The 21,301-nt window shown below is 77.2% G+C and carries 21 protein-coding genes; 14 read left to right on the top strand and 7 right to left on the bottom strand.

Annotation, left to right across the window (positions count from 1 at the left end; genetic code table 11):
* The first annotated feature begins 77 nt into the window (after positions 1 to 77).
* The 5 genes from Cpa01nite_RS15500 to Cpa01nite_RS15480 all read left to right on the top strand — a co-directional run bounded on the left by Cpa01nite_RS15500 (position 78) and on the right by Cpa01nite_RS15480 (position 7,231).
* Entirely contained in the window at positions 78 to 1,736 is a 1,659-nt protein-coding gene (locus tag Cpa01nite_RS15500) for an ABC-F family ATP-binding cassette domain-containing protein (protein WP_203669648.1), read from the top strand.
* 21 nt (positions 1,737 to 1,757) lie between these two features.
* Entirely contained in the window at positions 1,758 to 2,267 is a 510-nt protein-coding gene (locus tag Cpa01nite_RS15495) for an aminoacyl-tRNA deacylase (protein WP_203669647.1), read from the top strand.
* A 246-nt stretch (positions 2,268 to 2,513) separates the two neighbouring features.
* Positions 2,514 to 2,867, top strand: coding sequence for an STAS domain-containing protein (locus tag Cpa01nite_RS15490; RefSeq protein WP_203669646.1), 354 nt, complete (start codon positions 2,514 to 2,516; stop codon positions 2,865 to 2,867).
* Positions 2,868 to 2,948: 81 nt separating this feature from the next.
* Positions 2,949 to 4,142 (top strand): exonuclease SbcCD subunit D, encoded by a 1,194-nt coding sequence (locus Cpa01nite_RS15485; RefSeq protein ID WP_203669645.1) that lies wholly within the window; start codon positions 2,949 to 2,951, stop codon positions 4,140 to 4,142.
* Positions 4,142 to 7,231, top strand: a complete 3,090-nt coding sequence (locus Cpa01nite_RS15480; protein WP_203669644.1) for an AAA family ATPase — start codon at positions 4,142 to 4,144, stop codon at positions 7,229 to 7,231. The genes Cpa01nite_RS15485 and Cpa01nite_RS15480 overlap by 1 nt, the downstream gene beginning before the upstream one ends.
* Positions 7,232 to 7,324: 93 nt before the next feature.
* Here the strand turns inward: Cpa01nite_RS15480 and Cpa01nite_RS15475 are convergent, their stop codons facing one another.
* Positions 7,325 to 7,768, bottom strand: a complete 444-nt coding sequence (locus Cpa01nite_RS15475) for a hypothetical protein (protein WP_203669643.1) — start codon at positions 7,766 to 7,768, stop codon at positions 7,325 to 7,327.
* Between the two features lie 173 nt (positions 7,769 to 7,941).
* Between Cpa01nite_RS15475 and Cpa01nite_RS15470 the strand changes: the two genes are divergently transcribed.
* Both Cpa01nite_RS15470 and Cpa01nite_RS15465 read left to right on the top strand, forming a co-directional pair.
* On the top strand, positions 7,942 to 8,739 hold the full coding sequence (locus Cpa01nite_RS15470; RefSeq protein ID WP_203669642.1) for an ABC transporter ATP-binding protein: 798 nt from the start codon (positions 7,942 to 7,944) through the stop codon (positions 8,737 to 8,739).
* Positions 8,739 to 11,282 (top strand): ABC transporter permease, encoded by a 2,544-nt coding sequence (locus Cpa01nite_RS15465; protein ID WP_203669641.1) that lies wholly within the window; start codon positions 8,739 to 8,741, stop codon positions 11,280 to 11,282. Before Cpa01nite_RS15470 ends, Cpa01nite_RS15465 begins: the two co-directional genes overlap by 1 nt.
* Here Cpa01nite_RS15465 and Cpa01nite_RS15460 read toward each other — a convergent pair.
* Positions 11,269 to 12,684: a glucose-6-phosphate dehydrogenase gene (locus Cpa01nite_RS15460; protein WP_239068833.1), complete on the bottom strand. Its 1,416-nt coding sequence runs from the start codon at positions 12,682 to 12,684 to the stop codon at positions 11,269 to 11,271. The two genes, Cpa01nite_RS15465 and Cpa01nite_RS15460, sit on opposite strands and share 14 nt — an antisense overlap.
* A gap of 8 nt (positions 12,685 to 12,692) precedes the next feature.
* On the bottom strand, positions 12,693 to 12,950 hold the full coding sequence (locus tag Cpa01nite_RS15455; protein ID WP_203669640.1) for an antitoxin: 258 nt from the start codon (positions 12,948 to 12,950) through the stop codon (positions 12,693 to 12,695).
* 171 nt (positions 12,951 to 13,121) lie between these two features.
* On the opposite strand from Cpa01nite_RS15455, the gene Cpa01nite_RS15450 reads away from it, so the two are divergent.
* The 4 genes from Cpa01nite_RS15450 (at position 13,122) to Cpa01nite_RS15435 (ending at position 15,785) form a co-directional block, all read left to right on the top strand.
* Entirely contained in the window at positions 13,122 to 13,829 is a 708-nt protein-coding gene (locus Cpa01nite_RS15450) for an LmeA family phospholipid-binding protein (protein ID WP_203669639.1), read from the top strand.
* Positions 13,826 to 14,569: a M50 family metallopeptidase gene (locus Cpa01nite_RS15445; protein ID WP_239068832.1), complete on the top strand. Its 744-nt coding sequence runs from the start codon at positions 13,826 to 13,828 to the stop codon at positions 14,567 to 14,569. The genes Cpa01nite_RS15450 and Cpa01nite_RS15445 overlap by 4 nt, the downstream gene beginning before the upstream one ends.
* A 76-nt stretch (positions 14,570 to 14,645) precedes the next feature.
* On the top strand, positions 14,646 to 15,068 hold the full coding sequence (locus tag Cpa01nite_RS15440; protein WP_203669638.1) for a helix-turn-helix domain-containing protein: 423 nt from the start codon (positions 14,646 to 14,648) through the stop codon (positions 15,066 to 15,068).
* A 48-nt stretch (positions 15,069 to 15,116) separates the two neighbouring features.
* The gene (locus Cpa01nite_RS15435; protein ID WP_239068831.1) at positions 15,117 to 15,785 is read left to right on the top strand and encodes a PIN domain-containing protein; all 669 of its coding nucleotides are present in this window, start codon (positions 15,117 to 15,119) and stop codon (positions 15,783 to 15,785) included.
* Here the strand turns inward: Cpa01nite_RS15435 and Cpa01nite_RS15430 are convergent.
* Positions 15,710 to 16,456: an HNH endonuclease family protein gene (locus tag Cpa01nite_RS15430; RefSeq protein WP_203669637.1), complete on the bottom strand. Its 747-nt coding sequence runs from the start codon at positions 16,454 to 16,456 to the stop codon at positions 15,710 to 15,712. The genes Cpa01nite_RS15435 and Cpa01nite_RS15430 overlap by 76 nt on opposite strands.
* A gap of 108 nt (positions 16,457 to 16,564) precedes the next feature.
* Between Cpa01nite_RS15430 and Cpa01nite_RS15425 the strand changes: the two genes are divergently transcribed.
* The 3 genes from Cpa01nite_RS15425 to Cpa01nite_RS15415 all read left to right on the top strand — a co-directional run bounded on the left by Cpa01nite_RS15425 (position 16,565) and on the right by Cpa01nite_RS15415 (position 18,681).
* Positions 16,565 to 16,987, top strand: coding sequence for a ribosomal maturation YjgA family protein (locus tag Cpa01nite_RS15425; RefSeq protein ID WP_203669636.1), 423 nt, complete (start codon positions 16,565 to 16,567; stop codon positions 16,985 to 16,987).
* A 169-nt stretch (positions 16,988 to 17,156) separates the two neighbouring features.
* Entirely contained in the window at positions 17,157 to 17,624 is a 468-nt protein-coding gene (locus Cpa01nite_RS15420) for a hypothetical protein (RefSeq protein WP_203669635.1), read from the top strand.
* A gap of 166 nt (positions 17,625 to 17,790) precedes the next feature.
* Complete coding sequence (locus Cpa01nite_RS15415) at positions 17,791 to 18,681, top strand: ribonuclease Z (protein WP_203669658.1); 891 nt, start codon at positions 17,791 to 17,793, stop codon at positions 18,679 to 18,681.
* Positions 18,682 to 18,691: 10 nt separating this feature from the next.
* Here Cpa01nite_RS15415 and Cpa01nite_RS15410 read toward each other — a convergent pair whose 3' ends face one another.
* From Cpa01nite_RS15410 to Cpa01nite_RS15400, 3 genes are all read right to left on the bottom strand, one after another.
* Complete coding sequence (locus Cpa01nite_RS15410; RefSeq protein WP_203669634.1) at positions 18,692 to 19,066, bottom strand: nucleotide pyrophosphohydrolase; 375 nt, start codon at positions 19,064 to 19,066, stop codon at positions 18,692 to 18,694.
* 25 nt (positions 19,067 to 19,091) lie between these two features.
* On the bottom strand, positions 19,092 to 20,162 hold the full coding sequence (locus Cpa01nite_RS15405) for a phosphotransferase enzyme family protein (protein ID WP_203669633.1): 1,071 nt from the start codon (positions 20,160 to 20,162) through the stop codon (positions 19,092 to 19,094).
* Between the two features lie 182 nt (positions 20,163 to 20,344).
* Entirely contained in the window at positions 20,345 to 21,169 is an 825-nt protein-coding gene (locus Cpa01nite_RS15400; protein WP_203669632.1) for an SDR family NAD(P)-dependent oxidoreductase, read from the bottom strand.
* Positions 21,170 to 21,301: the final 132 nt, after the last annotated feature.

The following is a 21,301-nucleotide window of genomic DNA, read 5'->3' as shown; positions in this document are numbered from 1 at the left end:
CCCGAGTCCCGTTCCCGACTCGCGCCGGACCCCGCTGACCTGCGTCGCGGCGGCCGGCGCCGCTGGTGGTGATCTGCATGCCGGTACCCGGCACCCCCGCGGACCTGCGCGTCCGCATCCCCGACGGCCCAGTCCTGCGCGCCGTGGGCCTGTCCCGCGCCTACGGCGACCGCCGGGTCCTGACCGACCTGTCCCTCGCCGTCGACCCCGGGCACCGGCTCGGCCTGGTCGGGGAGAACGGCGTCGGCAAGTCCACGCTGCTCCGGCTGCTCGCCGGCGTGGAGGAGCCGGACGGCGGCGATGTCCACCGGCCCGCCGACCTGGCGTTCCTGGCGCAGGAGCCGCCGTTCGGGCCGGACGCCACCGTCGACGAGGTGGTCGGCGAGGCGCTGGCCGAGGTCCGTGCGGTGGCCGCGGAGCTGGAGGCCGCCGCCACGGCGCTCGCGGGCGACGACCCGGACGCCGCTGCCCGCTACGACCTCGCGCTGGCCCGGGCGGAGGCGGCCGGGGTGTGGGACGCCGATGCGCGGGCGCAGCGGGTGCTGGCCGGCCTCGGTCTCGGCGGGGTCGACCCGGGGCGCGCCGCCGGCACGCTGTCCGGCGGCCAACGGTCGCGGCTGGCGCTCGCCGCGGTGCTCGTGCGCCGGCCACGCGCCGTGCTCCTGGACGAGCCGACCAACCACCTGGACGACGAGGCCGCCGACTTCCTCGCCGGCGCGCTGGCCGAGCTGCCCGGCGCCGTCGTGCTGGCCAGCCACGACCGGGTGTTCCTCGACGAGGTGGTGACCGAGATCCTCGACCTCGACCCCGGCCTGGACGGGCCGCGCGTGGTGGGCGGCAGCTACACCGACTACCGGGAGGCCAAGCGCGTCGCGCGGGCCGCCTGGGAGCAGCGGTGGCTGGCCGAGCGGGACGAGCTCGCGGCGCTCCGGGCGTCGGTGGCCCCGGACGGCGCCGCGCGCCAGGTGGTGCACGGCCGGGCGATGAAGGACAAGAACACGATGTCCTACGGGCGGCACGGCGACTTCGTGCAGCAGCAGGTCGGCCGGCGGGTGCGCAACGCCCGCCGCCGGCTCGACGACCTCGAGCGGGAGCAGGTGCGCCGGCCGCCGCGGGAGCTGCGGTTCGCCGCGGCGGTGACCGGGTCGACCGGGCAGGACGGGACGCTCGTCTCGGTCCGCGACGCGGTCGTCCCGGGCCGGCTGCGCGTGCCGGCGCTCGACGTGCACGCCGACACCGCCCTGCTGGTCACCGGGCCGAACGGGTCCGGCAAGTCGACCCTGCTGCACCTGCTCGCGGGCGACCTCGAGCCCGCGGCCGGCACGGCCTGGCGGGCGCGCGGCGCGACGGTGGCGCTGCTGGAGCAGGACGTCGGCCTGGCGGCGGACGACCGGACGCCTCGCGCGGTGTACGACCTGGTCGCCGAGCGGGTGCCCGACGCGGCGCCGCTCGTCGAGCTGGGTCTCGTCGCCCCGCGGGACCTCGACCGCCCGCTGCGCGCGCTCTCGGTCGGGCAGCGGCGGCGGGTCGTCCTGGCGCTGCTCGTCGCGCAGACCCCGGACGTGCTGCTGCTGGACGAGCCGACCAACCACATCTCGCTGGCGCTCGCGGACGAGCTGGCGGAGGCGCTGCGGACCGCGCCCGGGGCGGTCGTGGTCGCGTCGCACGACCGCTGGCTCCGCCGCACCTGGCACGGGACGACGGCCGAGGTCGTGGACGGCGCGCTCGTGTCGTAGGCGGCTCGTAGGGTGGCGGCCATGAGCAGCACGGACGGGTCCCCGGTCGGCGACGGCGAGCAGCGCGCGGCGCAGGCGCTCGCGGACGCGGGCATCCCGCACACGATCGTCCGGCACGGCCGGGTCGGCTCCCTGGCCGAGGCAGCGGCGGCGCGCGGCGTCGACCCGGCGGGCATCGTGAAGACGCTCGTGGTGCGGCGCGGCGAGGACGACTACCTGTTCGTCCTCGTGCCGGGCGACCGGACCATCTCGTGGCCGAAGCTGCGCGCCCTGCTCGGCGTCAGCCGGATGTCGATGCCGGACGCGGCGACCGCCAAGGAGGTGACGGGCTACGAGCGCGGCACGATCACGCCGTTCGGCTCGCTGCGCGCGTGGCCGGTCGTGGCGGACGAGCGCGTCCCCGGCCGGCCGGCGTCCATCGGGGGCGGCGGGCACGGGGTCGGCGCGACCGTCGACGGTGACGACCTGGTCCGCGTGCTCGGGGCGACGGTCGCCGACGTGACGGAGCCGATGCCGGACGACGCGGCCTGACCGGCCCGCCGTGCGCCGACGGGGCTACCCCGGCTCCGCGGTGATCCCGACCGGTCGGTCAAGGTCTGGTCAAGAACCCGTCCGGCGGACGGGGAACGAAGCGGCCGGCGGGCGCGTTGTCACCGACGGAGCACGTGCTGGTCGCGCCGCCCGCGACCGGCCCCGGCCGGACGCGCTCGGCATGCGGACGCGCCGCACGGGGGCCATGATCGGGCGGCCCCACGCAGACTTGGAGAAGACGAGGACATGAACCTGACCGAGGACCCGGACCCCGTCGGGGGGATCGAGGTGACCACCGCGCACGGGCGCACGGTGGTCCGGCTGCAGGGCGAGGTCGACGCCGCGCTGCGGGCCGAGGCCAGCACCTCCATGGCGCAGGCGCTCGCGAGCACCGCGCCGATCGTCGTCGACGCCACGGACGTGACGTTCATCGACTCGTCGGGGCTCGCGTTCGTGCTGCAGCTGCACCTCGCCGCGGGCGAGGGCGACCAGCGCCTCACGCTGCGCGACCCGCACCGGCAGGTGCTGGAGAAGCTGGACATGCTCGGCATGGCCGGGGAGTTCGAGGTCGAGCCCGTCCCGGAGCGCGCGATCGCCTGACCGCGCGCCCGCCACGCCCGTCGTCCACAGGCGACGCCCGCGGTGCGCGGGGATGTCGGTGGTGGCGGTTAGTTTCGACCCATGCGGCTCCTGCACACCTCCGACTGGCACCTGGGCCGCACCCTGCACGGCGTCGACCTGACGGCCCACCAGCAGGCGTTCCTCGACCACCTCGTCGAGGTCGTCCGCGACGAGCGCGTCGACGCGGTCCTCGTGGCCGGCGACGTCTACGACCGCGCCATCCCGCCGGTCGAGTCGGTGGCCCAGCTCTCCGACGCGCTGCGCCGGATCGCCGAGCACGCCGCGGTGGTCGTGACGCCGGGCAACCACGACTCCGCGATCCGGCTCGGCTTCGGCGCGGACCTCATGCGCGACCGGGTCCGGGTGCTCGCCCGGGTGGAGGACCTGCACCGGCCCGTCGTGCTGCCGGCCGACGGGCACGACGTGCTGGTCTACGGCCTGCCGTACCTGGACCCCGACGCCGCGCGGCACGCGCTGACCGACCCCGACGCCGACGCCCCGCTGCCGCGGTCCCACGCCGCCGTGCTGGGCGCCGCCATGGGCCGCGTACGCGCCGACCTGGCCGAGCGCTCCGCCGCGGCCGCGGCGCAGGGGCGCGGCGCCCCGCGGTCCGTGGTGCTGGCGCACGCGTTCGTCGTCGGCGGCGCCGCGAGCGAGTCCGAGCGCGACATCCGGGTCGGCGGCGTCGACCACGCGCCCGCCGCCGTGTTCGACGGCGTCGACTACGTCGCGCTCGGCCACCTGCACGGGCCGCAGCGCGTCGGCGACGGCACCGGGCCCACCGTGCTGCGCTACTCCGGCTCGCCGCTCGCGTACTCCTTCTCCGAGGCCCGGCACGCCAAGTCCTCGGTGCTGGTCGACCTCGGCCCGTCCGGCGCGCCCGCGACCACGCTGGTGCCGGCGCCCGTGCCGCGGCGGCTCACCGACCTCACCGGCCCGCTCGAGGACCTGCTCGGCGCCGCCGGCGAGCCGCACCTCGACGACTGGGTGCGGGTCACGGCCACCGACGCGCACCGGCCCGCCGACCTGTACCGCCGGGTCCGCGCGCGGTTCCCGCACGCGCTCGTCGTCCAGCACCAGCCGCCCGCCCGGGCCGCCGCGCCACGGGTGGCGGAGGTGACCGCGGCGCGCGACCCGCTGGAGGTCGCCGCCGAGTTCGTCCAGCACGTCAGCGGCGCCCGGCCCACCGACGCCGAGGCGGCGGTGCTGCGCCGCGCCTACGAGCAGGTCGTCGCGGCGGAGCGGAGCGCCTGATGCGGCTGCACACCCTGACCCTCCAGGCGGTGGGCCCGTTCGCGGGCCGGCACACCGTCGACTTCGCCGCGCTGTCCGCGGGCGGCCTGTTCCTGCTCGAGGGGCCGACCGGCGCCGGCAAGTCCACGGTGATCGACGCGGTCGTGTTCGCGCTCTACGGCAAGGTCGCCTCGGCGTCCGCCAGCGAGGACCGGCTGCGCTCCGCGTTCGCGGCGGACGACACCGAGACGGTCGTGGACCTCGTGTTCGAGACCGGTTCGGGCGTGTACCGGGTGCGGCGGACGCCGGCCTACGAGCGGGCGAAGAAGCGCGGCACCGGCAGGGCGAAGCAGCAGGCGACCGTGAAGCTGTGGCGGCTGACCGCCGCCCCGGAAGGCGCCCCGGACCCCGAGGCCGCGGCCGACGGCGGGGACCCGCCGGGCGAGCTGCTGTCCACGCGCCTCGACGAGGCCGGCGCGGAGCTGACCCGCGTGGTCGGGCTCGACCGCGCCCAGTTCGTGCAGACGATGGTGCTGCCGCAGGGCGAGTTCGCCGCGTTCCTGCGCGCCGACCCCGAGCAGCGCCGCGGTCTGCTGCAGCGGATCTTCGGCACCGAGGTCTACGAGCGCGTCCAGCAGCGCCTGGACGAGCTGCGCCGCGAGGCCCAGCGCGCGGTGGCCGACGCCCGGACCGAGGTGCAGGAGTGCGCCTCCCGGTTCGCCGGCGCCGCCGCCGTCGACGAGGAGGGCGTCGCGGCCCTGCGGTCCGCCGCGGCCGAGGACACCGCGGCGCTGACACCCCTGGTCGCCGACCGGCTGGCCGCGCTGCGCGCGCAGACGGAGGCCGCGCGCGCGGCCGCTGCCGACGCGGGCGAGCGCGCAACCGCCGCCCGTGCCGCCGCCGACGGCGCGGGGACCCGGCTCCGGCTGGCCCGACGCCGTGCCGCGCTGGAGGAGGAGCGGGCCCGGCTCGCCGAGGCGGCCGACCGGCACGCCGAGGACGTCGCCCGCGTGGACCGCGCCCGCCGGGCCGCCGTGGTGCGCCCCGTGCTGCGGGGGCTCGACGACGCCCGCGGCGCGCTGGGCGGCGCCGAGAAGGAGCTGCGCGCCGCCCTCGACGCCGCACCGGCGGGCCTGGCGCCGGACGACCCGGCCGCCGCGCTCGCCGACGCGGGGCTGCCGGCGGCGCTGGCCGCGGCCCGGGACGCCAGCGCCGCGCTCGTCGCCACCCTCACCCGCGTCGTGGGCCTGGAGCGCACGCTGCCGCAGCGCGCCCGGGACCGCGACCGGCTCCGCGAGGTGCAGGCGCAGCGCACCCGCACGATGGCGGAGGCCGACGACCTCCTCGCCGTGCGGCCCGAGGGCCGTGCCGCGCTCGTGGCCGACCTCGACGCCGCGACCGAGCTGGCGGCCACCGCACCCGCCCGCGCGCGCGACGTGGCCGACGCGGAGGCCGTGCTCGCGGCCGTCCGCGACCTCGCCACCGCGGAGGCGGGGCTGGCAGCGGCGACCGAGGCCCGCGCCGCCGCTGCCCGGGCCGCCGTCGTGGCGGTCGAGGAGGAGTCACGGCTGCGCCGCGGGCGGCTCGCCGGGTTCGCCGGCGAGCTCGCGGCCGGCCTCGCGCCCGGGGAGCCCTGCCCGGTCTGCGGCGGCACCGAGCACCCGCACCCCGCCCCGCTGGCCGAGGGGCACGTCGCCGAGGAGGACGTGGCCGCCGCCGAGGTCGCGCGGCAGGCCGCCGAGGACGCCGTGCGCGCCGCCGAGTCGCTCGTCGTGGGGCGCACCGAGCGGTGCGCGGCGCTGCGGGAGCGCACGGGCGGCCTGCGCGCCGACCAGGACGCGGTCGCCGCGGCGGCGGTCGACGACGCCCGGGCGGCGCTGGCGGAGGCCCGGACCGCCGAGTCGGCCCGGGACCGGCTGCGCGCCGAGGTCGCCGAGCACGACCGCGTGACGGACGACCTCCGGCTCACCCGGTCCGCGCTCGGCGAGGAGCACGTCGCCGCCGGGCACGCGCTCGCGCGGGTCGAGGAGGACCTCGAGCGCGACGCCGCCGAGGTGGCCGAGCTGCGGGCCGGGCACCCGACGGTGCTCGCCCGGCAGAGCGCGGAGCAGGCGCGCGTGGAGGCGGCGGACGCGGTGCGCGAGGCGCTCGACCGGCGCGCATCAGCGGCCCGCTCCGTCGCGGACCGCGCGGACGAGCTCGCCGCGGTGCTCGCCGAGCAGGACCTCGGCGACGAGGGGGACGCGCGCGCCGCGATCGCCGAGGCCGCCGGTGTCGCCGCCGCCGAGCGTGCCGTGGAGGCGTACCGCGCCGCCGTCGCGCGCGTCGAGGAAGGCCTGCGCGACCCGGAGCTCGCCGACCTGGCGGCCGGGGACCCCCAGGCGCTCGCCGCGGAGGCCGCCGAGCTCGACCGCGCCCTCGCCGACGCCCTGGGCGCGGCCGACGCCGCGGGCGCCCTGCTCGGCTCGGTCCGGGACCGCGCGGCGCGGGCCCTGGACGCCGCGCAGCACGTCACCGCGTCGGCGGCCGCCCTCGCGAGCGCCGAGTCCGCGGCCGGTCCCGTGACCCGGATGGCCCGGCTCGCCGGCGGCGCCGACGCCGACAACGCGCGGGCGCTGTCGCTCGCGACCTACGTGCTGGTCCGCCGGTTCGAGGACGTCGTGGCCGCGGCGAACGACCGGCTCCGCGAGATGTCCGACGGCCGGTACGAGCTGGAGCGCAGCGACGAGCGGGAGGACGTCCGCAGCCGGCGCACCGGCCTGGCGATGCGAGTGGTCGACCACACCACCGGCGCCGCGCGCGACCCGCGCACCCTGTCCGGCGGGGAGACCTTCTACGTCTCGCTCTGCCTCGCGCTCGGCATGGCGGACGTCGTCACGGCGGAGGCCGGCGGCGTCGAGCTCGGCACGCTGTTCATCGACGAGGGCTTCGGCACGCTCGACCCGCACACCCTCGACGCGGTGCTCGGCGAGCTCGGGAAGCTGCGCGCGGGCGGCCGCGTGGTCGGCGTCGTGTCCCACGTCGAGGCGCTCAAGCAGGCCGTCGCCGAGCGGATCGAGGTGCGGCGGCGCGGCGACGGGTCGAGCACGCTGACGGTCGTCGCGGGCTGAGCCGGCCCGGGTCGGCGGCTGGTCGGCGGCTGGTCGGCGGCCGGTCGTGGGCCGCGCGCACGACGGCGCCGCGGCGCCCGGAGGTCGCGCGCCTCACCACGTCCAGCCGCGCGACGCCAGCTCGACCTCCTCGCGCATGCGCTCCCACGGGTCGCCCTTGGCGCGCGGCAGCACCTCGACCCCGGCCAGCCGGCACGCGTCCGCGAGCAGCGCGTCGTAGGCGAGCTGGCTCGCGATGATCCGCTCGGCCCGGGCCCACGCGTGCGGGTCGTCCTCGAGCCGTCGCAGGTGGTCGGCGACGATCCCCAGCCGCATCTGCACGTGCAGCGCGTCGAACGGGTCAGCGGGCGGCGGGGCGCCGTGCCGGCCGTGCCGGACCCGGCCGGCCACCCGGTCGAGCGCCCCGGCGACGCGCGCCCTCCGCCGCTCGCGCGCGGCCCGGCGCCGCGGCGACGTCTCGGTCCCCGGGATCAGCCGGAGGACCACGCCGAACGTCAGCGCGGGCGCGACGAGCCACAGGATCAGCCACCACGTCATCGGAGCACCTCGCGTCCAGCGTAGGTCGCCGGTGTGACGCGCGCCACAGTCGGGACCTGGGTCCCTCGGGGGCGCGGTCAGGGGCGGACCAGGGTGCTCCCGGATGCCTGGCTGCGACGGCGGCGCGGGACGATCCACGGGTCGGGCAGGGACGCACACTCAGGACGGGGATCATGGCCACACACGACGGAACGCCGATCGCGAGCGCGCGCGGGCTGGTGAAGACCTACGGCTCCGGCGACACGGCGGTGCGGGCCCTCGACGGGGTCGACGTCGACTTCGGTCGCGGCGAGCTCACCGCGATCATGGGCCCCTCCGGGTCCGGCAAGTCGACCCTCATGCACTGCATGGCCGGCCTCGACCGCTCGGACGCGGGCACCGTCGTGGTCGACGGCCTCGAGGTCAGCGGGATGGGCGAGCGGAAGCTGACCCGGCTGCGCCGCGACCGGCTCGGCTTCGTGTTCCAGGCGTTCAACCTGGTCCCCACGCTCACGGCGCTGGAGAACATCACGCTGCCGCTCGACATCGCGCGGCGCCCGGTCGACCGCGCGCACCTGGACGCCGTGGTGCAGGCCGTGGGCCTCGCCGACCGGCTCGGGCACAAGCCCACGGAGCTGTCGGGCGGTCAGCAGCAGCGCGTCGCCTGCGCGCGGGCCCTGGTGTCCCGGCCGGCGGTGGTGTTCGCGGACGAGCCCACCGGCAACCTCGACTCCACCTCGTCGGGCGAGGTGCTGGGCTTCCTGCGCCGGTCCGTCGACGACCTGGGTCAGTCGGTCGTGATGGTGACGCACGACCCCACCGCCGCGTCCTACGCCCACCGCGTGCTGTTCCTGGCGGACGGCCGCCTCGTGGGCGAGCTCACCGACCCCACCCCGGACTCCGTGCTCGCGGCGCTGGCCGCGCTCCGGCCTTCGGCCGGCACCCACGCCGCGCCCGCGCCGGTCCCCGCGGCCAGTCGCGGGCCGCGCTGATGCTCCGGGTGGCGCTGCGGGGCATCCGCGCCCACGTCGTCCGGTTCCTGCTCTCCCTGCTCGCGGTCGCCCTGGGCGTCGCGTTCGTCGCGGGGACGTTCTCGCTGCGCACGATGATGTCGAGCACGTTCGACGGCATCGTCGACGCGGGCGCGCCCGGCGACGCCTACGTGCGGGCCGAGCCCGCCGAGGGGTCCTCGGTCGTGGAGGGCACCGGCGCGGCGCCGGCGGTCCCGATGGAGCTCGCCGACGACATCGCCGCGCTCGACGGCGTCGCGCACGCGATCCCCGAGGCGCAGGGCTCGATCGTGCTGGTCGGCGCCGACGGCACCGCCGTGCAGAGCACCCAGGCGCCGAGCCTGGTGTTCTCCTACCTGCCCGACGACCCGTCGCTCGACGTCGTCGAGGGCCGCGGCCCCGAGCGCGCGGGGGAGATCGCGCTGGAGACGGCGACGCTCGAGTCCTCGGGCCTGGCGGTCGGCGACACCACGCAGGTCGTGCTCGGCGGGCAGGTCGGGGACGCCGAGGTGGTGGGCCGTTTCGACATGGGCGCGCCGATGGCCGGCGCGACCCTCGTCGTGGTCGACCCCGGCACGGGCTACGCCCTGTTCGCGCCGGACGGGAAGGTCGCGGACATCGCGGTCTACGCCGCGGACGGCACCACGCCGGACGACCTCGTCGCCGCGATCGCCCCGCTGGTCCCCGGTGACCTGCAGGTCGTGACGGGCCAGGAGCTGCGCGACGAGAACAAGGCCGCGATCGACCAGATGCTCGGGTTCGTCACGACGTTCCTGCTGGTGTTCGCCGCGATCGCGCTCTTCGTCGGCGCGTTCATCATCTCCAACACGTTCGCGATGTCGGTCCGGCAGCGGATGCGGGAGTTCGCGCTGCTGCGGGCGGTCGGCGCCTCGCCCGCGCAGGTGTTCGCGTCGATACTCGTGCAGGCCGCGGTGGTCGGCCTGATCGGCTCCGCCCTCGGCATCGCCGGCGGCCTCGGCCTGGTGCAGGGGCTGAAGTCCGTGTTCGAGGCGATGGGGATGGACCTGGCGGGCGACATCCCGGTGGACGGCGCCACCATCGGCGTCTCGCTGGTCGTCGGCACGGTGGTCAGCGTGCTCGCCGCGGCGGTCCCGGCCCGGCGCGCCGCGCTGGTGCCGCCGGTCGAGGCGATGCGCGACGACGTCGCGGTGCCCGAGCGGTCCATCCGGGTGCGGGCGGTGCTCGGCGCGCTCGTCACCGGCCTCGGCGTGGCCGGGGTGCTCGCTGCGGTGCTGCACACCGGCGAGGGGACGCTCGACGCGGCCCTCGGCGCGGGGGCAGCGGCGGTGCTCGTGGGCGTGCTCATGCTCGCGCCGGGCCTGGCCCGGGCGGTGCTCGGGGTGCTCGCGTGGCCGTTCGTGCGGCTGCTGCGGCCCGTCGGCCGGCTCGCCCGCGGCAACGTGGTGCGCAACCCGCGCCGCACGGCCAACACGGCCGGCGCGCTGATGATCGGCATGGCGCTGGTCGGCGGGGTGTCGGTGATCGCGACCTCGGCGCAGGCGTCGGTCGCCGGGGTCGTGGAGTCGCAGCTGCGCGCCGACCTGGTGCTGCAGTCCGCGACGTTCGACATCCCGAAGGGCGCGATCGCCGACGTCGACGCGCTGCCCGAGGTCGGCGCCACCGCCGCGTTCGCGGCCGCGCCGCTGGAGGTGTCGTCCGGCGGTGGCGCCGACGCGGGCACGCGGTACGTCGCCGGGGTCCGGGACGACCTGTTCGACGGCACCATCCGGGCGGAGACGATCGACGGCGACCTGGCGTCGCTCGCGGCCGGCGAGGCGGCGGTGCAGGAGGACCCCGCGGACGAGCAGGGCTGGGCGGTCGGGGACACCCTCCGGATCGCCGGCGCGACCGGCCCGCGCGACGTGACGATCGGCGCGGTGTTCACCACGAACGTGATCGGCGCGCCGGTGGTGGTGTCGGCGGAGACGCTCGACGCCCTCGTCCCGCCGGAGCAGCAGCTGGTCGACACCCTCGCGGTCGACGCCGCCGCGGGCGTCGGGGTCGACGCGCTCAAGGACACGGTCACCGCCGCGGTCGCGCCCTACGTGGTGGTGTCCGTGCTGACCCAGGACGAGTTCGTGTCGAACATCGCCGACCAGGTCAACCAGGTGCTCGTCATCCTGTACGCGCTGCTCGGCCTGTCGGTCGTGATCGCGGTGCTCGGCATCGTGAACACGCTCGCGCTGTCGGTGATCGAGCGGACCCGGGAGATCGGGCTGCTGCGCGCCGTCGGCCTGGGCCGGCTGCAGCTCGCGGGGACCGTCACCGTCGAGTCCGTGCTCACGGCGGTGTTCGGCACCGTCGTCGGCCTGGTGGTCGGGGTGGCGCTCGCGTCCGCGCTGCCGTCCGTGTACGCCGACGACGGCCTGTCCGAGCTGGTGATCCCGTGGGGGAACCTGGCCGGCATGGTCGGACTGGCCGTCGTCGTCGGGGTGCTGGCGGCGCTGTGGCCCGCCACCCGGGCGGCTCGGATGCGGGTCCTGGACGCCGTCAGCTACGAGTGAGCACCCACCCGTCCGGGCCGGCGAGCTCGTCGGCCCGGGCGGGGCCCCACGTGCCCGGCTCGTAGGGCTCCGGGTCCGGGCGGTCCGGGCCGAGCAGCGGCGCGAACGCCCGCCACGCGGCCTCGAGCCCGTGCGGCGTGGTGAACAGCGTCCGGTCGCCGGCCAGCACGTCGTGCAGCAGCGACGCGTACGGCGTCAGCGGCTCGCCCGGCTCCACGTCGTCCAGCGCCAGCGACGCGGTCCCGGTCGCGAGCGTCAGGTCGGGGCCGGGCTGCTTCACCGTCGTCGTGATGTCGATGGCGCCGTCGCCGGCCAGCGACAGGCTGATCCGGCCCGGGCCGACCGGCTCCCCGAACAGCTCGTCGGGCGTCTTCAGCACCAGCGTCACGCGCTGCGCCGACGCCGCCATGCGCTTGCCGGTGCGCAGCAGGAAGGGCACGCCGCGCCAGCGGTCGTTGTCCACCCACAGCCGCGCCGCGACGAACGTGTCCGTGGTCGAGTCGTCGGCGATGCCGTCGATGTCCCGGTAGCCGTCGAACTGCCCGAGCACGACCTCGGCCGGGTCGAGCGGGCGGAAGCAGTCGATGACCGCCTCGCGCGCCGTCGCCAGGTGGTCCGCGTCGAGCGCGGTGGGCGGCTCCATCGCGACCTCGGCCGCGATCTGGAACAGGTGCGTGACCAGCATGTCCAGCGCGGCGCCGGTCTCGTCGTAGAAGTCGGCCCGGTCGGCGACGTCGAGCGTCTCCGGCACGTCGACCTGCACCTGGGCGACGTGCCGGCGGTTCCACACCCCGCCGAACAGCTCGTTGCCGAACCGCAGCACGTGCAAGTTCTGGGTCGCCTCCTTGCCGAGGAAATGGTCGATCCGGAACACCTGCTCCTCGTCGAGGACCTCGTGCACCAGCGCGTCGAGCCGCTCGAACGACTCCGGCGACGTGCCGTACGGCTTCTCGTAGACGACGCGGGCGCCCTCGGCCAGGCCGTGCGCCCGCAGCCCGCGGGTCGTCGGCTCGAACGCCGACGGCGGCACCGCGAGGTAGTGCACGACGGTCACGCCGGCCTCGTCGCCCCCGTCCGCCAGGTCGCGGCGGGCGTCGCGGATCGCGTCGACCAGCTCGCCCGGGTCGTCCTCGGTGAACGTGGTCGCGTAGGACACGTGCCCGTCGAGGGCGCCGGCGTGCTCCGGGTCGCCGTGCTCCTCGAGCGACGACCTGACCAGGTCCGCCAGCTCGTCGTCGCCGATCGGCTTGCGGCCCGTGCCGATGACCGCCCACCGCTCGGGCAGCAGCCCGCGCGTGGCGAGCTGCGCGAGGCCGGGGTAGACCATGCGCTCCGCGAGGTCGCCGCGGGCGCCGTGCAGGACGAGCAGGACCGGCGGCTCAGCCGGCGTCTCGGGTGCCACGCCGGCGCTCAGAGGGCCGGCGGGTCGGTGCGCTCGGGGTGCCGGACCGGTGGTGCGGTCCGGGCCGGGGGCTCGGCCCCGGCGTCCCCCTTCTGCTTCTCGAGGTACTCGCGCGCCTTGGCGGTCGCCTGGTCGATCCTGCGGTCGGTGCCCTCGGACGTCCGGCCCTTCACCGCCCCGGCGGCCTTGTCGATCGCGCCGGCGATCTTGTCCTCGTTGCCCGCCACGGCCTTCTTGGCCCTGTCCACGAAGTCCCCGATGCCCATGTCCGCTCCCGTCGTGCTGCCGGTCGGTTGCCTGCTCACGAGTCAACGTCGGGCCCCGGACCCCCGCAACCGGGCGGGCCACGCGCTGCGGGTGCGCGGGACGGGTGAAGGTCCCGCGAGGCCGGAGGCGACTCCGCCCCCGGCGGGCGGGCCGACCCGTACCCTCGGGGCGTGACCCGGACCCGCAGCCCCCGCCGCCGCGTCGGATGCGCCGTCGGCCTCGCCCTCGCCGTCGTCGTGCTGGTCGGGGGCACCGTGCTCGCCGACCGGGTGACGCACGGGATCGCGCAGGACGTCGCCGCCGACGCGGTGCGCTCCCAGCTCGGCGCCACCGACCCGGACGTGTCGATCGCCGGCTTCCCGTTCCTCACCCAGCTCGCCCGCGGCACCCTCGACGACGTGCACCTGACGGCGCCCGGGGCCACGCTGCGCGGCCTCGACGTCACGAACCTCGACGTCACCGCGACCGGGGTCGCCGTCCAGGAGCCGCGCGGCGCGGAGCACGTCGTCGCGACCGCCACGGTGCCGACCGCCACGCTGGAGGCGCTGCTCCGCGAGCGCACCGGCTGGGACCTGACCCTGGCGACCGAGGGCGAGGGCCTCGTGGCCGGCGGCGCCGTCGCGGGCATCCCGGTCGCGGTGGGGCTGACGCTCGCCCCGGCCGGCGCCGACGGCCTGACCGCCACGATCACGAGCGCGTCCCTCGGGGGCCTCGTCGTCGACGCGGGCGTGCTGCCGGACGGCCTCGCGTCGCGGATCACCGAGGTCGACGTCACCGACCAGCTGCCCGAGGGAGCCCGGGTCACCGGCGCCACCGTCCGGGACGACGGCCTGCACGTGAGGGTCGAGCTCGACGACGTGACGCTCGACGCCCTGTGAGCGCGTCCGTCGACGGCCTGCGCGCGCTGCCCGGGGAGATCTGGGAGCGCGCGACGACCGTCCAGCCCGCCCCGGGGCAGGCGGTGCTGCTCGGCACCCTCGCGGCCGCGCTGCTCTGCCTGGCCGTGCCGACGCTCTGGCACCTGTCCCGGCACCTGCTGACCATCGTGCACGAGGCGGCCCACGGCCTGGTCGCCGTGCTGTCCGGCCGGCGGCTGTCCGGCATCCGCGTGCACTCCGACACCTCCGGCCTGACGGTCTCGGTCGGCAAGCCGCGGGGTCCCGGCATGGTGGCGACCGCGTTCGCCGGCTACGTCGGGCCGGCGGTGCTCGGGCTCGGCGCCGCGTGGCTGCTCGGCCGCGGGTACGCCGTCGGGCTGCTGTGGGCGCTGCTGGTGGTCCTGGTGCTCGTGCTGGTGCAGATCCGGAACTGGTACGGCCTGTGGGCGGTGCTGGTCACGGGCGTCGTGCTCGTCGGCGTCTCGTGGTGGGGGACGGCGGCCGTGCAGGTCGCGGTGGCGTACGCGGTCACCTGGTACCTGCTGCTCGGCGCACCGCGCGCGGTGCTGGAGATGCAGGCGCAGCGGCGACGGGCGCGCGGGCGGGGGACCTCGGACGCCGACATGCTGGCGCGGCTCACCCGGGTGCCGGGCGGGGTGTGGGTGGCGGTGTTCCTGCTCGTGTGCGGCGGGGCGCTGGTGCTGGGCGGGTCGTGGATCCTGGAGCGGCCGCTGCTCTGACGGGCCGCTCGGGTGCGGGGTTGCACCTGCAGGTGCAGTCGACGACACTTGCATCTGCAGAGGTGAGGAGGTCCCCATGGCGACGACGATCGCCGCCCGGCGGCTCGTGACGACGACGCGCGAGCGCGAGCAGGCCCAGGAGGCCATGGCACGGGCCGCACGGGGCGAGGGCTGGGCGGTCCTCGACGCCCTGGGCGTCGCCGGTCCTGCCCCCGCCGAGCTCTCCCGGCTGATCACGGCGGTGGTCGACGCCGTCGCGGCCGGCGGCACGGTGACGGTCGGCGCGATGCCCGACGAGCTGACCACGACGGCCGCCGCCGAGCTGCTCGGCGTGTCCCGTCCGACGCTGATGAAGCTGATCGCGAACGGTGACCTCCCTGCGCACAAGGTCGGCACCCACACCCGGCTGCTCGCCGAGGACGTCGTGGCGTTCCGGCGCGAGCGGCTCGCCCGGCAGAGGCGGGCGTTCGAGGAGCTCCTCGCCGCCGAGGACGCGTAGGTGCTGCGCGCCGGCTGAGTGCGCCGACGCGGGCCTAGCGTTCCGGTGGTGCGCACGCTGCGGGTCCTCGCCGACGCGAACGTCCTGTACTCCCGCACGCTCCGCGACTGGCTCGTCCTGATCCAGCTGCAGGCCGAGGCCCCGCCGTACCGGACCTACTGGACCGAGGACATCGTGGCCGAGGTGCTGTACCGCCAGCGTCGCGCGCACCCGGAGTGGGACGGCAGGAGGATCGCGCTCGTCCGCGACCGCATCTGCGGGTCCTTGGAGGGCGGTCGCATCGAGGACTTCGCGGTCGACGGGGAGTTCCCGGGCGACCGGCACGACCAGCACGTGCACGCCGCGGCCGTGGCAGCCGGGATGGACGTCGTCCTGACGTCGGACTCCGGCTTCTCCGCGCCGGCGGTCCGTGCGATCTCGACGTACGAGGTGTGCGCCCCCGACGCGTTCTTCGTGCGGGTCGACGCGGCGGCTCCCGACCTGGTGCAGCCGCCGGGCGTGCCCAGGCCCGCTACTACGGCGCTCGTGACGGAGCGGCCGACCTCGACGGGGCCCTGCGCCGGGCGGGGTGCCCCGGCTTCGCCGAGCGGGTGCGCCGTCACCTCCTGGAGGACGACGACATCTGAGCCCGGGCGCACGGGTCAGCGCGCGACCACGCAGGCGTCGAGCTGCCGGCTCATGGCGTCCCGCTCCGCGTGGGTCACCCACAGGCCGTAGGCGGCCTTGACCCGGACCTGGCGGGCGACGTACGCGCAGCGGTAGCCGGTGCTCGGCGGCAGCCAGGTCGCGGCGTCGCCGTCGCCCTTGGCGCCGTTGGCCGGGCCGTCGACCGCGAGCAGGTTGGCCGGGTCGTTGGCGAACCGGCGGCGCGTCTCCGCGTCCCACTGCTGGGCGCCCTTCTGCCAGGCGTCCGACAGGGCGACGACGTGGTCGATCTGGACGTCGGCGCTGTTCGGCCCCCGCTCGAAGTCGATGACGTCCCCGGTGTACGGGTCGTCGAGCGTGCCGGTGAGCACGACGCACTCGTGCGTGCCGTCCTCGAACGTGACGTCGGCCAGGTCGCGCGCCAGGACGTCGTTGCGGGTGTCGCAGCCGTTCCGGTCCACGTCCGCCCACGCCGGGCCGAACTGGTCGCGGTCGTACCCGGTCCTCGGTGCGCGCCCCTTCACCTCGAGCGCGGCGAGCTCGGTGCGGGCGCGGTCCAGGTCCGCCGCGGTGACGGGGAACCGGGCGGACTCCCGCGCCTCCGACCAGACCGGCAGGCCGGCGCCGAGCGCGACGGCGACGACGAGGACGAGCCACACCCAGCCGATGCGCCCCGCCCGGCGCCCGGCGGCGGGTCGACGGCGGGCGCGGGCGGAGCGGGCGGTGCGGCCGGTGCGGGTCACCGCGGAACGGTCGCACACGGGACCGACACGACACCCCCTCGCGACCCGGGCCGGCGCGCCGCCGGACCGCCGCGCGCGGGCCCTAGCGTCGGCCCGGGAGGTGGGACGGTGCGCAGGAGGTCCGAGCAGGGCGGACGGCCGTGGCTCGCGACGGCGGTCGCCGGCGCCGTCGTCGTGGTCCTCGGGCTGGCGACGGCGCGCCTGGGCAGCGGGGGCACGGCCGACGCGCTCGGCGACGCCCTGTACGCGGCGCTCGTGCTGCTGCTGGTCGCGCTCGCGGCGCCGCGGTGGCCGCGGGCGGTGCGTGCCGGGGTCGCCGTCGCGCTGTGCTGGGCGGTCGAGCTCCTGCAGCTCACCGGCGTCCCCGCCGCCGCGTCCTCCGCGTGGCCGCCGCTGCGGTACCTGCTCGGGACCACCTTCGTCGCCACGGACCTGCTCTGGTACGCGGTCGGGGTGCTGGTCGCCTCGTGCGGCACGGCGCTCGCCTCCCGGGTCGATGCGGGTCGGCGCCCCGCGGTGGTCCGAGGCTGACGGTTCCTGGCCCGCCCGCGGCGCGGCCGTGCGGCCTGCCTGGGGACGACGCACCGCTCCGCGTCCTGTGGTCGTCCCGGCACCGCGTCGGCATCATGGGGCGCACGTCGTCCGCCGCCCGCCGCGCAGCGCGCCGGGCCCGACACCGGGGGCACCGATGCGCGAGGTCGTGGCGACCACGAAGCGGCCCGGGGCGTGGTCGTGGTCGATCGTCATCTCCCAGGCGCTCCTGCTCGCGCTGTGGCTCCGGCGGCTCGGTGGCGAGGAGCATCGCCTCGCGATCGTCATGGTGAGCGCCTCCGGCGTGCTGGTCGTGAGCGCGCTGGTGCTGGCGCTCGTCGACCTCCGCGCCTCGCTCGTCCTCACCGATGACGCCCTCCTGCTCGAGCGCCGCTGGCGCCCGCTGCGCATCCCGCGCGACGCGGTGCTGGCAGTCGACGGGAACGTGCACGGGCGCCCGTCGTGGTCGGAGGCGGTGGTGGTCACGGTGCGCGGCCGCGACCGGCCCGTGCGGCTGGGCAACTTCGAGGTGCACGCCCGCGTCCTGATCCCGCGGCTGCAGGAGTGGGCCGGGGTCGGGGACACGGTGCCCGCCGCCGACGCCCCGCACCGGGACGACGCCCCGGCCGACCCCTGACCGCCGCCCCTCCCTCCGCCTCGAGCGAGCACCCGACACGTCGAACGAGTACCGGGTGGATGCTCACTCGACGTGTCGCGTGCTCTCTCGGCGACCGGACCGCCGGTACGTCTGGCGCCGGACCGGCCTCGCGTCCCGACCGGCGCAGCGCCAGACTGGCCGCGTGGTGCGCGAGCTCGTCGTCCTCGGGACGGCCTCCCAGGTCCCGACCCGGACGCGGAACCACAACGGCTACCTGCTCCGCTGGGACCGCGACGCGCTCCTGTTCGACCCCGGCGAGGGCACCCAGCGCCAGCTGACCCTCGCGGGCGTCGCGCCGCCGTCGATCACCCGGATCTGCCTGACGCACGTGCACGGCGACCATTGCTTCGGCCTGCCCGGCGTGCTGTCCCGGCTGGTGCTGGACCGGGTCGAGCACCCCGTGCACCTGCACTACCCGGCGGAGGGCGAGGAGGTCGTGCGCGCGCTGGTCGGGCTGGCCACCCCGGGGCTCGACCTCCGGCTGCACCCGCACGGGTCGGCCGGGGAGGTCGCGGACGGGCTGACCGTCGAGCCGCTGCGGCACCGCGTGCAGACCTTCGGCTACCGCCTCGCGGAGCCCGACGGCCGGACGCTGCTGCCCGACCGGCTCGCCGCGGCCGGGATCACCGGGCCCGCGGTCGGGGAGCTGCAGCGCGCCGGGCGGCTGGGGTCGCTCCGGCTCGAGGACGTCAGCGTGCCGCGGCGCGGGCAGCGGGTGGCGGTCGTCATGGACACCGCGCCGTGCCCGGGGGCCGAGGCGCTCGCGGACGGGGTCGACCTGCTGCTGTCGGAGTGCACGTTCGCCGACGAGGACGCGGACCTCGCGGCGCAGTACGCGCACCTGACGGCGGGCCAGGCGGGGGCGCTCGCGGCCGCGGCGGGTGCGCGGACGCTCGTGCTCAGCCACTTCTCCGGGCGGTACGAGGACCTGGCGCCCCTCGGGGTGCAGGCGCGGGCGGCCGCCGGCGGGGCGACGGTCCACGTGGCGCACGACCTGGACCGGTTCGGCCTGCCCCGGCGGCGCGCGACGGCCTGACCCCGGGCCCTCACTCCTTTCGGGGCGCCACCCCGTGCACGTCGTCGACCGGGAACCGGCGCCGCGCCTCGGCCTGCTTGTCGAGGGTCGCCTGCAGCACGTCCACGCCGAGCACGTCCGCGAGCCGGAGCAGGTAGACCAGCACGTCGGCGATCTCCTCGCCTGCGCGCCGGTGCCGGTCCGGGTCGGCGAAGTGCGCCACCGCGTCGCCCGCGGGCAGCCACTGCACCAGCTCCGCGAGCTCGCCCACCTCGCCGACCAGGGCGAGCACCAGCGACTTGGGGTCGTGGAACTGCTCCCAGTCGCGCTCGCGGCTGAACTCGCGGATGAGCGCGGTCAGCCGGGCCAGGTCGCCGGGTCCGCCGGCCGGGGGTGCGTCGGTCACGCGGCCCAGCGTGGCACGGTCGGCGTCAGGCCAGCAGCCAGGCCGGGTCGCGGAGGTAGCGCTCCGCCACCAGGACCGAGCCCGCCGGCTGCTCGGCCCGCAGCGCGCCCGACGGGCCGCCCCGCGGGTCCGTGACCGTCCGGCCGAGCAGCTGCAGCCGCCGCAGCATGGACAGGGCGCAGGCGGTGCGCGCGTCCTGGCGGGTCAGCGGGCGCACCTCCTGGTACCCGGCGACCCAGGCCTGCGCGCGGCCCGGCGCGTCCGGGAGGTGCTCGACGTACGACAGCGCGGCCGCGAGGTCGAGCACGAACCAGGAGAACCCGCAGTCGTCGAAGTCGAGGACCGTGAGGTCGTCCCCGTCGACCAGCAGGTTGCCCGGTCGCAGGTCGGCGTGCACGAGGCCCCAGGCGTCCGGCGCCCGCGAGGCGTCGTGCAGGGCGTCCAGGGCGGCCGAGCGCGCGCGGCCCAGCAGCGCGAGGTCCGCCGACGGCAGGCACGCCTGCTCCCACGCGCCCCACCGGCTGTCGGGCCCGACCATGTCGGCCGGCTCCCAGGTCGGCCGGACGAAGTCGCGCGGCCGGTGGAAGGCCAGCGCGTGCTCGTGCAACCGGGCCGCGGTCGTCCCCACGCGCCGGTGCCAGGCGTCGGGGTGGGCGAGTCCCGGCAGCACGTCGTCGAGCGCGGCACCGGGGAGGTACCGCCAGGTGAGGCACACCCAGTGCCGGTCCTCGGGGTCGGCGACCATCGCGACGTCCCGGCCGTCGACCGGCGGGACCGTCGTCGGGACCCGCACCGTCCCCGCGGCCCCGAGCGCGGTCATCCACGCCACCTCGGACTCCACCGCGGCGGTGTCGTCCATGTACGCGGGCCGTGCGACGCGCGTGACCGCGACCGGCGCACCGTCGGCCGACACCCGGAACGTCGCGTTGTGCGACAGCGCCAGCAGGTCGACCGTCGTGCGCGCCGGGTCCCAGCCCCAGGCGGCGCAGAGCGCGGCGTGCAGCCACCGCGGCGCGGGCGCCCCGGGCGCGAGCGGCCCGGACGGCGGGCCCGGGTCCGCGAGCCCGGTGCTCCCGAGCGTGTCGTCGGTCGTCATCGCCACCTGCCCCCGGGTGCCTCGCGTCGTCGCCGGGCCGTGCGGCCCGAGCCGAGTGTCGACGGGGCGGGACCGGCCGGGCCAGGGGTCGGCCCGGGATTTCACGCAGGCGTCACCCGGGACCGGCGGCGGTGACGCGGGGGAAACACGCCCGTCGCGGGCGCGCCTCGGACGCCGGCGCCTCAGACGCCGACGAGCGCCGCGCTCGCGTCCCAGAGCCGGCGCGCGAGGTCGGTGTCGGCGACCCGCGGCGGCGGCACGGCGACCCGGCCCTGCTCGACCCAGCCGCCCGGCGGCCAGTCGACGCCGGGCGTCCCCGCCGCCAGGTCAGCGAGGTAGCCGCCGCCCTGCTCGGGCGTGATCGTCAGCAGCCGGCGCAGCGGCGTGTGGTAGACGAGCCGCATCAGGTGGTTCGTCTCCTTGGCGAAGCTCGTGGCCACGATCCCGGGGTGGAACGCGACCGCCGCGAGCCCGTCGCCCCCGTACCGCCGCTGGAGCTCGACGACGTGCAGGGCGTTCGCGAGCTTGGCGTCGCCGTAGGCCTTCTGCGGGCGGTACCGGCGCTCGTTGCCGAGGTCGTCCAGGTCGATCCGCCCCCAGGCCCGCGCGGCCACGCTCGACGTGGCGACCACGGACGCCCGGCCGGCCACCAGGGTCGGGAGCAGCAGGTGCGTGAGCAGGAACGGCGCCAGGTGGTTCACCTGGAGCGTGCGCTCGAACCCGTCCGCCGTCACCGAGCGCGGGCCCATGATGCCGCCGGCGTTGTTCGCCAGGACGTCGATCCGCGGGTAGGCGTCGAGCAGCTCGGCGGCCAGCCGGCGCACCTGGTCGAGCTCGGCGAAGTCGGCGAGGTGGTGCGGCGCGCCGAGCTCCGCGGCGACGGCGGCCGTGCGCGCCGGGTCCCGCCCCACGAGCACCACCCGCTCGCCCTCGCGCGCCAGCCGGCGGGCCGCGGCCGCGCCGATGCCGTCGCTCGCACCGGTGATGACGATCGTCCGTCCGGGCACGTGGTCCTCCGCGTCGGGGTGCCCACCCGGGGGGTCCGGGCAGGGTCCGCGACACCCTAGGGTGCTGCCGTGACCCCCGCCTCCCCGGCCGCCCGCCGTCGCGCCCGCACCTCCGCCGTCCGCACCTCGGAG

Source organism: Cellulomonas pakistanensis, from assembly GCF_016862755.1.
Taxonomy (GTDB): Bacteria; Actinomycetota; Actinomycetes; order Actinomycetales; family Cellulomonadaceae; genus Cellulomonas; species Cellulomonas pakistanensis.
This window is presented reverse-complemented; position numbering and strand designations above follow the sequence as displayed.

Excerpts from the sequence above, each read along its gene's own strand:
- Cpa01nite_RS15500 (WP_203669648.1), top strand. The coding sequence starts at position 78 with ATGCCGGTACCCGGCACCCCCGCGGACCTGCGCGTCCGCATCCCCGAC.
- Cpa01nite_RS15495 (WP_203669647.1), top strand. The coding sequence starts at position 1,758 with ATGAGCAGCACGGACGGGTCCCCGGTCGGCGACGGCGAGCAGCGCGCG.
- Cpa01nite_RS15490 (WP_203669646.1), top strand. The coding sequence starts at position 2,514 with ATGAACCTGACCGAGGACCCGGACCCCGTCGGGGGGATCGAGGTGACC.
- Cpa01nite_RS15485 (WP_203669645.1), top strand. The coding sequence starts at position 2,949 with ATGCGGCTCCTGCACACCTCCGACTGGCACCTGGGCCGCACCCTGCAC.
- Cpa01nite_RS15480 (WP_203669644.1), top strand. The coding sequence starts at position 4,142 with ATGCGGCTGCACACCCTGACCCTCCAGGCGGTGGGCCCGTTCGCGGGC.
- Cpa01nite_RS15475 (WP_203669643.1), bottom strand. The coding sequence starts at position 7,768 with ATGACGTGGTGGCTGATCCTGTGGCTCGTCGCGCCCGCGCTGACGTTC.
- Cpa01nite_RS15470 (WP_203669642.1), top strand. The coding sequence starts at position 7,942 with ATGGCCACACACGACGGAACGCCGATCGCGAGCGCGCGCGGGCTGGTG.
- Cpa01nite_RS15465 (WP_203669641.1), top strand. The coding sequence starts at position 8,739 with ATGCTCCGGGTGGCGCTGCGGGGCATCCGCGCCCACGTCGTCCGGTTC.
- Cpa01nite_RS15455 (WP_203669640.1), bottom strand. The coding sequence starts at position 12,950 with ATGGGCATCGGGGACTTCGTGGACAGGGCCAAGAAGGCCGTGGCGGGC.
- Cpa01nite_RS15440 (WP_203669638.1), top strand. The coding sequence starts at position 14,646 with ATGGCGACGACGATCGCCGCCCGGCGGCTCGTGACGACGACGCGCGAG.
- Cpa01nite_RS15405 (WP_203669633.1), bottom strand. The coding sequence starts at position 20,162 with ATGACGACCGACGACACGCTCGGGAGCACCGGGCTCGCGGACCCGGGC.